Below are 11,259 nucleotides of genomic sequence, written 5' to 3' on the forward strand. Positions count from 1 at the left end.
GCGGCGGGGACGCCGCGGCGCGCTGTGCCGGGCTGCTCAGCGGGTCAGGGCGCGGTCGATCAGTCCGACGACGTTCTCACTCCCCGAACGGGTGCCGACCTGCGCCGCGGCGGCGCGCATGCGCTCGAGCGACGCCGCATCGGACAGGAGCGGCACGACGGTCGAACGGATGCGGTCCCCGGTCAGCTCGGCATCGGGGATCAGCACCGCCGCCCCCGCCGCGACCGCGGAAGCGGCGTTGAGGGCCTGCTCGCCGTTGCCGACCGCGTAGGGGACGTAGACGGCCGGGACCCCGAGCGCGCTGAGCTCGCTCACGGTCGCCGCCCCCGACCGCGAGACGACGGCGTCGGCGAGGGCGAACGCGAGGTCCATGCGATCGATGTAGGGCACGATCCGGTAGGACGGGTCGTCGGGGTCGGCGATGTCGTTGCGCTCCCCCGCGGCGTGCAGGATCTGCCACCCCGCCGCGACGACGTCCTGCCACGCATCGGCGAAGGCGCGATTCAGCCGCACCGCCCCGAGCGATCCGCCGAAGACGAGGAGGACGGGCCGGTCGGCATCCATCCCGAAGACCGCAGCCGCCTCCTCGCGCAGCGCGGCGCGGTCGAGGTTCACGATCTCGGGGCGCAGCGGCATCCCGACGACCTCGGCACCGCGCAGCGGCGTTCCCTCGAAGGCGACACCGGATGCCGCGGCCCCCCGCGCGCCGAGCACGTTGGCGAGCCCCGGCTTGGCGTTCGCCTCGTGGACGACCACGGGGACGTGGGTGCGGCGGGCGGCGACGTAGGCGGGCGCCGAGGCGTACCCGCCGAAGCCGACGACGACGTCGACGGCGCGATCGCGGATGTGGTGCCGGACCTGGCGCACGGCGCGGGCGAACCGTGCCGGAAAGCGGAGCGCCGCGGCATCCGGTCGACGCGGGAAGGGGACCTTGTCGACGAACAGCAGCTCGTATCCCCGCTGCGGCACCAGTCGGGCTTCGAGGCCCTCACGGGTGCCGAGGACGAGGACGGTCGCGCCCGGGTCACGAGCCATCAGGGTGTCGGCGACGGCGAGCAGCGGATTGACGTGGCCCGCGGTGCCACCGCCGGCCAGGAGGTACGTGGTCACCGGATCGAGCCTACCGGCGGGTCGGAGCGGTGACCGGCGCCGAGGTGGGCAGCGTCCGCGCGAAGGCGAGGAGCACCCCGCACGCCATCAGCACCGAGACGAGCGACGTACCACCCTGCGACATGAACGGCAGCGGCACACCCAGCACCGGGAACACCCGGAGCACGACGCCGATGTTGATGAGCGCCTGCCCGACGATCCAGACGGTGATGCCGCCGGCGGCGATGCGGATGAACGGATCGTGGGTCTTGCGGATGACGTGGAAGGCGCCGACCGCGAACAACGTGAACAGCGCGAGCACGACGATGCACCCGATGAGGCCGAGTTCCTCGCCCACGATCGCGAAGATGTAGTCGTGGGATGCCGCGGGCAGCCACGCGTACTTCTCGCGGGAGTTGCCGAGCCCGAGGCCGAAGACACCGCCGCTCGCCAGACCCCAGATCCCGTGGAGAGGCTGGTAACAGCCGTCGTAGTAGTCGTCGATGCAGTTCGGGTCGAGGAAGCTCGTGATGCGCGCCATGCGGTTCGCACTCGTGAGCGCCAGGACAGCGACGACGACGGCGGCGGCGACGACCGGGATGATGAACACCCGGAGCTTCACTCCGGAGAAGAACAACGCCCCCAGCAGGATCAGCACGAGGATCATCGCCGTACCGAGGTCCTTACCTGCCAGCACTGAGCCGATGACCATGATCGAGACCGGGACGACCGGGATGAAGACGTGACGCCACAGGCCGAGGAGGGTGTGCTTGCGGTAGAGGACGTACCCGAGCCAGAGCGCGAAGGCCAGCTTCAGGAACTCCGACGGCTGCGCCTGGACACCCGCGATCGAGATCCAGTTGCGGTTCCCGTCGAAGTCGTAACCGAGCCCGGTGAACACGAGCAGCTGGAACGCCTGAGCGAGGCCCAGCGCGATCCACGAGATCCGCTTCCAGAACAGCACCGGCAAGCGGCTGAACACGAACATCAGCGGCACGCCGAGGATCGCGAACATGGCCTGCCGCATGACGGTCTGGAAGGGCCCGCCCTCGCCGGACGTGGCCATCGTCGCCGACAGCACCATGACGAGTCCGAAGATCGTGAGGATCAGCGCCGTCGAGGCGATGAGCAGGAACTCGCTCGGGACCGGCGCGAAGACCTTGCCGAGGGCGACGCGCGCCGTGAAGGCGGAGGAGCCGCGGTCAGCCGGATCCGACGGGGCCGGACGGTCGGTCGTGGTCGTCACCGGCGTCCTTTCCCATCCGTGCGTTCACCGCGTCGGCGAAGCGCCGGCCGCGATCCGAGTACGAGGCGAACTGGTCGAACGATGCCGCAGCCGGAGCGAGGAGGACCACGTCTCCGTCCTGCGCGACGTCCGACGCCAACGCGACGACCTCGGTCATGACGTCCTCAGTCTGAGCGTGATCGACCTCGAACAGCGGCACCGCCGGCGCGTGTCGCGCGAATGCCGCGACGATCGTGGACCGTTCGACGCCGATGACGATCGCGGCCTTCACCCCGGGACCGCGCGCGGCGACGAGGTCGTCGATGTCGACGCCCTTCAGCAGCCCGCCGAGGACCCAGACCGCGCCGGGGTACGCCTGGAGGGAGGATGCCGCGGCGTGCGGATTCGTCGCCTTGGAGTCGTCGATCCAGGTGACACCGTCGGCGACGCCCACGACCTCGATCCGGTGCGGGTCGAGGCGGAAGCCGCGGAGAGCGTCGCGGATCGCCGCGGGCGGGACGTCGAGGGACCGGGCGAGCGCGGCGGCAGCGAGGATGTTCGCAACGACGTGCGGAGCGGCGAGCCCGGCGTCGGCGAGCTCCGCCACGGTCGTGAGCTCGAGCGCGTTGGTGCGCCGCTCCTCGAGGAACGCACGGTCGACGAGGATGCCGTCCACGACGCCGAGATCACTCGGCCCCGGGACGCCGAGATCGAAGCCGATGGCGCGGCATCCTTCGATCACCTCCGCGTCCTCGACCATCTCGCGGGTCGCAACGTCGCTCTTGTTGTAAACGCAGGCGACCCGGGTGAGCTCGTAGACGACGGCCTTCGCGTCGCGGTACGCGTCGAAGGACCCGTGCCACTCGAGATGGTCGGCGGCGAGGTTCAGGCAGACGCTGGCGTACGGCGAGACGCGGTCGTCGCCGTCCTGGAGGCCGAGATACCAGAGCTGGTGGCTCGAGACCTCGATGACGAGCACGTCGAACCCGGCCGGGTCGCGCACCGCGTCGAGCACCGGGACGCCGATGTTGCCGCACGGCGCCGCCCGCAGGCCGCCGGCGACGAGCATCGTGGCCGTCAGTTGCGTCGTGGTGGTCTTGCCGTTCGTCCCCGTGATGAGCACCCAGTCCGCGGGCGACCCGTCGGCGCGCAGCACCTTGTCGCGGACGCGCCAGGCGAGCTCGATGTCACCCCAGACAGCGACACCCGCCTCGCGGGCCCACGCGACGACGGGGTGGTGCGGCGGGAATCCCGGCGAGGCCACGACGACGTCGGGACGGTGCGCCGTGAGCTCCTCGGGGACGGTGTCGAGCGGGCCCTGCCACATCCGCGCCCCGATGACGGGGACGAGTCGGGCGTACTCCTCGGCGGCGTCCTCGGTCACGACCAGGACGTCGGCGCCGAGCTCGGCGAGCGTGTCGGCGACGGAGAATCCCGTCATCGACAGCCCGAGGACGACGACCCGGAGCCCCGACCAGTCGGCGTGCCAGCTCGTCAGTCGGCTGAGGTCGGCGGTCATACGGCGGCCAGCCAGCCGACGTAGAAGAGGGCGACGCCGAAGATCGCGAAGATTCCCGCGATGACCCACATCCGGACGACGATCGTGATCTCGGGCCACCCGCGCATCTCGAGATGGTGGTGGAACGGGCTCATGAGGAAGAGGCGTTTGCCACCGGTCGCCTTGAAGTAGTACCGCTGCAGGATGACCGAGGCCGGGGCGATGATGAAGACGCCCGCGAGGATGACGGAGAGGATCTCGGTGCGGCTGAGGACGGCCATCGCGACGATCACACCGCCGATCGCCATCGAGCCCGTGTCGCCCATGAACAGCTTCGCCTTGGGCGCGTTCCACCAGAGGAAGCCGACCAGAGCTCCGACGAAGGATGCCGCGACGATCGTCAGGCCCATCGGGTCGCGCGTGTCGTAGCAGGCGGCGGTGTACTCGGTGGCGAGCGCGGCGGAGTGGCAGCGCTGCTGCAGCTGCCAGAACGTGACGAGGCTGTACGCCGAGACGGTGAAGATCCCCGCACCGGTCGCCAGACCGTCGAGGCCGTCGGTGAGGTTCGACGCGTTGGACCATGCCACCGACATGAACGAGATCCAGAGGAGGTACAGGATCCATCCGGCGACCGCCCCGAGCGCCATGAAGGACAGCGTCGGGATGTCGCGGAAGAAGGAGATGTAGGCGGAGCCCGGGGTCTCGCCGTACTGGTTCGGGAAGTTCAGTGCCATCACGCCGAACGGAACGGCGACGGCCACCTGTCCGACGATCTTGCGCCAGCCCGAGAGCCCGAGGCTGCGCTGCGACCGGACCTTCATGTAGTCGTCGATGAAGCCGATGATGCCGAGACCCACCATCATCCAGAGGACGAGCAGGCCGGACACGGTGGGTTCCGTACCCCCCGTGTAGCTGCCGACGAAGAAGCCGACCATCGTCCCCACGATGAACACGATGCCGCCCATCGTGGGCGTGCCGCGCTTGGTGTGGTGGCTCGGGTTGTTGATGTCCTCCGGCGTGCGGATGACCTGCCCCCACCCGATCTTCCGGAAGACCCGGATGAACAGCGGCGTGAGGAACAGGGTGAATGCCAGCGAGATCGTCGCAGCGGCCAGCAGGGATCTCACGAGAACGATTCTCCCAGACGATCGCCCAGGAACCTGAGCCCCGCCGCGTTCGAGGACTTCACGAGCACGCGGTCGCCGTCGCGGAGCTCGGTCATCAGGTAGTCGTAGGCCTCATCGGCGGTCTCGAAGAACACGGCCTCACCGTCCCAGGAGCCTTCGCTGATGGCGGCGAGGTACAGGCGCCGGGCGGCGGAACCGACCACGACGATCCGCTCGTAGCGGAGGCGGACGGCCTGGAGTCCGATGCGGTCGTGCTCCTCCCCCGCCTGCTCACCGAGTTCGGTCATCGCCCCGAGGACGGCGACCTTGCGCTGCCCGGGCGCGGTGATCTGCGCGACGGTGCGGAGGGCTGCGGCCATGGAGTCCGGGCTGGCGTTGTAGGCGTCGTTGATGACACGCACGCGCTCGCTCCCGAGCGGCTGCATCCGCCAGCGCTCGGCGATCTCGACCGTGCCGATCCGTTCGATGGCATCGGCGGGGTCCACCCCCAGCAGTTGGGCGACGGTGATGGCGGCCAGCGCGTTCATGACGTGGTGCTCACCCAGCACCCGCAGGTGCAGCGGCAGGCGCCGACCGTCGACGAGGATCGTCGCGGTCGTGCCGGATGCCGTGACGTCGACGTCCTCGGCGCGCACGTCGGCCGACGGGCCCCGCCCGAACCAGCGGACGGCGACGGCGCGCTCCTCGGCGACGGCGGCCATCGCCGCGACGCGGGCGTCGTCGGCGTTGAGGACGGCCGTGCCGCCGGGACGGAGCGCCTGGACGAGTTCGGTCTTCGCCTTCTGCGTCGCCTCGACACCGCCGAACCCGCCGGCGTGGGCGAGGCCCACCATCAGGACGGCACCGATGTCGGGCGTGATGAGCCCGGCCAGTTCGGCGATGCGGCCGGGACGGGACGCCCCGAGCTCGCTCACCAGGAAGCGGGTGTCTTCCGTGACGCGCAGCATCGTCACCGGAGCGCCGACCTCGTTGTTGAACGACGCCCGGGGGGCAACGGTGGGGGCTTCGTCCTGCAGGATGCGGGCGAGCAGGTTCTTCGTCGTCGTCTTGCCGTTCGACCCGGTGATCCCCACCACCTGCAGGCCTCCGTGCGCGCGGACGCGGGCGACCACCTCACGGGCGAGGGCGCCGAGGGCGGCGACGGCGTCGGGCACCACGATCTGCGAGACCGGCGCGCCGACGGGGCGCTGCACGATCGCGAGGGACGCCCCCGCCGTGACGGCGGCGTCGACGAACAGGTGGCCGTCGGTCGCGTCGCCGGGCTTGGCGACGAAGACGGAGCCGGGCCCCATCTCGCGGGAATCGGTGTCGACCGTGCCCGAGACGACGGTCTCCGGGGTGTCGGTGCCGTGGAGCTGAAGGGTGCCGCCGACGGCGTGCGTCACCTCGGCGAGCGTCATCCGGATCATGCTGGGGTGTCTCCTCGTGCGCTCGGGTTCAGCCTGTGACGGGCAGGAGGGGGGTCTCCGAGCCCGACGGCATGACGCGGTAGTGCGTGAGCACCTGCGCCATCGCCTTCTTGAACACCGAGCGGTTGGCCGACGACATCCGCTGCTTCTTGGGCTCGTCGAAGACCGTCAGGACAACATACTTCGGATCCTCGGCGGGAGCGAAGCCGACGAGGGACGTGAAGTACAGGTTCGGCTTGTATCCGCCCTTGCCGTCGGAGATCTGCGCCGTGCCGGTCTTGCCGCCCATCCGGTAGCCGGGGAGGGCGATGTCGTCGGCGAGCGTCCCCTGCGCGAAGACGTTCTCGAGCATGAGCGAGACCTCGTCGGCGGTCTCCTTCTTGATGACCTGCTCAGGGGCGGCGAGCTTCGGCTCGACGACGGTGCCGTCGGGCGTCGTGCAGGACTCGACGAGCGATGCCGGCATCCGCAGACCGTGGTTGGCGAACGTCTGGTACGCGCTGGCGACCTGGACGGCGGTGACGGTGAAGGCCTGCCCGAAGGTGGTCGCGTAATTCGTCTGGTTGTCCCACGTGTCCGCGGGGGCGATCGTCGTCTTCGGCTCACCCGACCAGTCCAGACCGGTCGGCTGACCGGCGCCGAACTTGGTCAGGTACTCGTACCGCGTCTGCGGGTCGACCATGCCGCCGAACTGCGACATCGCGACGTTCGACGAGGTGACCAGACCGCCGTTGAGCGTCAGGTTCTCGGTCGCGTGGTTCTCGGAGTCGTTGACGACCGCGCCGTTGTCGAACACCATCCGGTCGGGCACCCTGACCGTCGATTCCGGCGTCACGCCGGCCTGCTCGATCGCCGTCGCCGCAGTGACCGGCTTGAAGGTGGAACCCGGCTCGAAGGAGAACCGGAGCAGCCGCGATCCGCGGTCCTCAGGCTCGCTGGCGCCGGGATCGTTCGGGTCGACCGTGGGGGTCTCCGCGAGCGCGCGGATCTTGCCCGTCGCGACCTCCATCACGATGATCCCGCCCCAGTCCGCCTGGTAGCGCGAGGTCTCCTCGGCGATGAGCTGCTGCATGTACCACTGCAGGTCGGCGTCGATCGTGAGGGCGAGGGTGCCGCCGTTCTTCGCGGGCTGCTCGACCGCCGTTCCGGGGATGACCACCCCGTCGGCGCCCTTCTGATAGCGGATGCTGCCGTCGGTGGGTGCGAGGCAGGAGTTCTGGAGCGACTCGACACCCTCGAGGGGCTTGCCGTCGGAACCGACGAAACCGAGGATGTTGCCCGCGACCGCACCGTTCGGGTACGAACGCGAGGCGATCGGTTCGAACGAGATGAAGGGGATCTGCAGATCGGCGAGCTTGCGGAACTCCGCCGTCGAGACGAACTTCTTCACGTACTCGAACTGGTCGGCCGGGTCCTTCGCGAACGCGTCATCGGCGATCGCCTGGACCTCGGCGGCATCCTGACCCGTCACCTCGGCGATCTGCGCGGCGATCTCGGGCCACGTCACCAGCACCGTCTTGTCGTTCTCGTCCTTGACGAGCGAGCCGTTCTCGTCCCGGAGGGACATCCCCTTCTCGGCGAGCTTCGGGTTCACGACGACGTGATAGCGCAGCAGGCTCGTCGCGAGCGGGGTGCCGTTCGTGTCGACGATCGTTCCCCGCGCACCCTCGAGTTTCGAGGTGACCCGCATCCCCTTGCTGAAGGCGTCGCCGACGTGCTGGCTCGCATTGACGATCTGGATGTCGACCAGGCGGACGACGAAGGAGACCAGGACCACCAGGACGACGGCGAGGGCGACGACGGTGCGACGGCGCGGGCCTCGGGTTGCTCGTGTCGTCATGTTCTCAGTGTGTGCTGGGGGTCGGCAGTCCGTCGGTGATCGAGGGGGGTGTCGGCGTATTGGCCAGCAGGTCCTCGTCGATGGACACACCCGAGTCCAGGCTCGCCTCGGGGTCCGTCACGAGCGGGACACCCGCAACGAGGGCGTTGGAGACCGCCGCCCGCGACAGCGCCTCGATCGAGGAGGCATCCGATGCGCCCTTCTGCGGACCGAGGGTCGCGCCGTCGCTCAGGCGCAGGTAGTTGGGCTCGCCGCCGGCGACGAGGCCGAGGGCAGCGGCGTTGGCGGCGAGGAACTGCGGCGAGCTGAGCCCCGCGATCTCCTCCTCGAGGATCTGCTTCTGGTAGTTCGCGTCCCGCTGCTGCGCCGTGAGGTCCTTGACCTCGTAGGCGCCCTGCGTCGTGACGATCGACAGCCCCATCTGCACACCGGCGATGGCGAGGGCGCCGGCGACCGCGACGAGGCCGAACACGAGCCGCGGACGGCGTCGCGGCTGCGGCGCGATGCCGACGCCGGGGCGACCCAGCGGACGGAGGACCGGTGCCGCCGAACCGAGGACGACCTCATCGCGTGCGCTGTCGATGGCAGTGGTGGCCAGGGCCGGAACGGTCATGACGCCTCCCTCACTCGCTCTGCCGCACGCAGACGCACCGGTGTGGCGCGCGGGTTGCGGGACTTCTCTTCGTCTGATGCCACTTCGGCGCCTTTGGTGAGGAGGCGGAAGCGGGGGGCGTGCTCGGGTGGTTCGATCGGGAGGCCCGCCGGCGCCGTGGACCGCGTCGCCTCGGCGAACACCCGCTTGACGAGGCGGTCCTCGAGGGACTGGTACGACATGACGACGATGCGACCGCCGACGGGCAGGATGCCGAGGGCCTCGGGCAGGGCGCGTTCGAGCACCGCGAGCTCGCCGTTGACCTCGATGCGCAGCGCCTGGAACACACGCTTGGCGGGGTGACCGCTGCGCTCGCGCTGCACGGCCACCGGCGTCGCGGCGATGAGGATCTCGACGAGGCGGGCGGACCGGTCGATGGGCGCCTCCTCGCGCGCGGCGATGATGGCTCGGGCGTACCGGCCGGCGAGCTTCTCCTCGCCGTACCGCTCGAAGATCCGGCGGAGGTCGCCCTCACCGTAGGTGGCGACGATGTCGGCCGCCGTGGTCGCGGCGGTCTGGTCCATCCGCATGTCGAGCGGGGCATCCTTCGCGTAGGCGAACCCGCGGTCCGCCTCGTCGAGCTGGAGGGAGGACACCCCCAGGTCGAACAGGATGCCGTCGACCGACGTCGCTCCGGCGCTGCGCACCGCGTCGGCGATGTCGTCGTACACGGTGTGGACGAGGGTCACGCGGTCCCCGAACCGGGCGAGCCGCTCCCCCGCGATCCGAAGGGCGTCGGTGTCGCGGTCGAGGCCGATCAGCCGCACCTGGGGGAAGCGCTCGAGGAGCGCTTCGGAGTGGCCGCCCATGCCCTCGGTGGCGTCGACGACGACGGCGCCGTCGCGCTGGAGCGCGGGTGCGAGCAGCTCGACGCAGCGGTCGAGGAGGACGGGGGTGTGGATGTCGTCGTAGGCCATGGTGCGTTCGGTTCTGCAGAGGCCCTCGGCCCCGATCCCCATCCGCTCCGACCTGGCGCCGGGGAAGTGCGTCAGGGCGAGCGGCTGGGAGTCGCGGTCGAGGATCAGAAGAGTCCCGGGATCACCTCCTGCTCCATGTCCGAGTACGTGTCTTCGTTGCTGTCCGCGTAGGCGTTCCAGGCATCGGCGTTCCAGATCTCGGCGTGCGCGCCGACACCCGTCACGACCAGTTCGCGCTCCAGAGCCGCGTAGGTCCGAAGGTGCGGCGGGATCGTGATCCGGTTCTGCGAATCGGGCTTCTCCGCACTCGCGCCGGAGAGGAACATGCGCTGGAAGTCGCGCGCCTGCTTGTTGGTCAAGGGGGCTTCGCGGATGCGCTCGTACACCCGCTCGAACTCGGCCGAGCTGAAGACGTAAAGGCAGCGCTCCTGGCCGCGGGTGATCACGACGCCGGGGCCGAGGTCGTCGCGAAACTTCGCCGGCAGGATGACCCGACCTTTGTCGTCCAGCTTCGGGGTGTGGGTGCCCAACAACATCGCTCGGTCACCCCCTTCGTCCGGCCCGCTCCAGGATGACGCCACTTTACTCCACTTTCCTCCACTCCGCGACAGATTCCCGCCCCGATGCGCTCTCGTCTGCGCTCATCGGGGTCGGCCACGCCGGGCGGGCCCCGCCCGCGCTCCCTGCGAGGGCACAAAAAAAGCACCGACCCGGAGGTCGGTGCTTCAGAAGTGGAGGGGTGTGGAGGAACTCAGATCATCGATCGTCGTTGCGTCGATCCCACCGGTCGTTCATGCGGTCCATGAAGGAGGCGGATGCCGGCGCCTTCGCGGTGCGCGGCTTGCGCGACCCCGTCGCGGCCCGGGCGGCAGCGGCACCCTTGGCCGGGGTGAAGGCGAGGACGACACCGCCCACCATCACGACAAAGGCGATGACGCCGATGACGACGAGGGATGTGGCCACGCCGACGACGAGCCCGGCGATGCCGAGGAGGACGATGACGGACCCGTAGACGATGTTGCGATAGCTGAGGGGGGCCGCGCCCCGGTCCGCGCTGACAACATCGGCGTCGTTGCGCATGAGATGGCGTTCCATCTCGTCCAGCAGACGCTGCTCCTGCTCTGACAGTGGCATGCATCCCCCTCGGGTCGGTCCATCAAGTGTACGCGTGCGCGCGATCACTAGGCTAGGCCCGTGTCCTCTTCCCCCGACCCGATCGTGGCCGTTTCCCAGCGAGTCGAGAGGTTCCTGCAGGCGCAGCGCGATGCGGTCGCGGATTTCGGCGAGGAAGCCCGGTCGTTCGTGGATTCCGGCGCCGCCGCCGCCACCGGTGGGAAGGGCTTCCGCGCCCGCTTCTGCCTCGCCGGATGGCGCGCGGTGGCCACGGCCGAGGCGCCCGCGCCCGGCCACGTGCCGGAGGTCGTGACCGCGGCATCCGCGGCACTGGAGGTCTTCCACGCCGCCGCCCTCGTGCACGACGACGTCATCGACCGTTCCGACAC

At 69.9% G+C, this 11,259-nt stretch carries 11 protein-coding genes; 1 reads left to right on the forward strand and 10 read right to left on the reverse strand.

All coding sequences use genetic code 11. From position 1 onward, the window contains the following. Positions 1-36: 36 nt before the first annotated feature. The 10 genes from NH287_RS03665 to NH287_RS03710 all read right to left on the reverse strand — a co-directional run bounded on the left by NH287_RS03665 (position 37) and on the right by NH287_RS03710 (position 10,891). The gene (locus tag NH287_RS03665; protein ID WP_253034499.1) at positions 37-1,110 is read right to left on the reverse strand and encodes a UDP-N-acetylglucosamine--N-acetylmuramyl-(pentapeptide) pyrophosphoryl-undecaprenol N-acetylglucosamine transferase; all 1,074 of its coding nucleotides are present in this window, start codon (positions 1,108-1,110) and stop codon (positions 37-39) included. Positions 1,111-1,120: 10 nt separating this feature from the next. Further along, positions 1,121-2,335, reverse strand: a complete 1,215-nt coding sequence (gene ftsW / locus NH287_RS03670) for a putative lipid II flippase FtsW (protein ID WP_217531280.1) — start codon at positions 2,333-2,335, stop codon at positions 1,121-1,123. Next, positions 2,292-3,833, reverse strand: a complete 1,542-nt coding sequence (murD, locus tag NH287_RS03675; RefSeq protein ID WP_253034500.1) for a UDP-N-acetylmuramoyl-L-alanine--D-glutamate ligase — start codon at positions 3,831-3,833, stop codon at positions 2,292-2,294. The genes ftsW and murD overlap by 44 nt, the downstream gene beginning before the upstream one ends. Further along, positions 3,830-4,939, reverse strand: a complete 1,110-nt coding sequence (gene mraY, locus NH287_RS03680) for a phospho-N-acetylmuramoyl-pentapeptide-transferase (protein WP_064002343.1) — start codon at positions 4,937-4,939, stop codon at positions 3,830-3,832. The genes murD and mraY overlap by 4 nt, the downstream gene beginning before the upstream one ends. Next, positions 4,936-6,348, reverse strand: a complete 1,413-nt coding sequence (gene murF, locus NH287_RS03685; RefSeq protein WP_253034501.1) for a UDP-N-acetylmuramoyl-tripeptide--D-alanyl-D-alanine ligase — start codon at positions 6,346-6,348, stop codon at positions 4,936-4,938. Before murF ends, mraY begins: the two co-directional genes overlap by 4 nt. 28 nt (positions 6,349-6,376) lie before the next feature. Beyond that, positions 6,377-8,188 (reverse strand): penicillin-binding protein 2, encoded by a 1,812-nt coding sequence (locus NH287_RS03690; protein WP_253034502.1) that lies wholly within the window; start codon positions 8,186-8,188, stop codon positions 6,377-6,379. Between the two features lie 4 nt (positions 8,189-8,192). Next, complete coding sequence (locus tag NH287_RS03695) at positions 8,193-8,801, reverse strand: hypothetical protein (protein WP_253034503.1); 609 nt, start codon at positions 8,799-8,801, stop codon at positions 8,193-8,195. Then, on the reverse strand, positions 8,798-9,799 hold the full coding sequence (rsmH, locus tag NH287_RS03700) for a 16S rRNA (cytosine(1402)-N(4))-methyltransferase RsmH (RefSeq protein ID WP_374209358.1): 1,002 nt from the start codon (positions 9,797-9,799) through the stop codon (positions 8,798-8,800). The genes NH287_RS03695 and rsmH overlap by 4 nt, the downstream gene beginning before the upstream one ends. Positions 9,800-9,861: 62 nt before the next feature. Continuing rightward, positions 9,862-10,293 (reverse strand): division/cell wall cluster transcriptional repressor MraZ, encoded by a 432-nt coding sequence (mraZ, locus tag NH287_RS03705; RefSeq protein ID WP_064002348.1) that lies wholly within the window; start codon positions 10,291-10,293, stop codon positions 9,862-9,864. A gap of 220 nt (positions 10,294-10,513) precedes the next feature. Next, positions 10,514-10,891, reverse strand: coding sequence for a DUF3040 domain-containing protein (locus NH287_RS03710; protein WP_253034505.1), 378 nt, complete (start codon positions 10,889-10,891; stop codon positions 10,514-10,516). A gap of 60 nt (positions 10,892-10,951) precedes the next feature. On the opposite strand from NH287_RS03710, the gene NH287_RS03715 reads away from it, so the two are divergent. Then, positions 10,952-11,259: polyprenyl synthetase family protein (locus tag NH287_RS03715; protein WP_253034506.1), on the forward strand; the 308-nt coding region annotated here is incomplete at its 3' end.

Origin of the sequence: Microbacterium sp. CnD16-F, assembly GCF_024124465.1 — a bacterium.
Classification (GTDB): Bacteria; Actinomycetota; Actinomycetes; order Actinomycetales; family Microbacteriaceae; genus Microbacterium; species Microbacterium gawkjiense.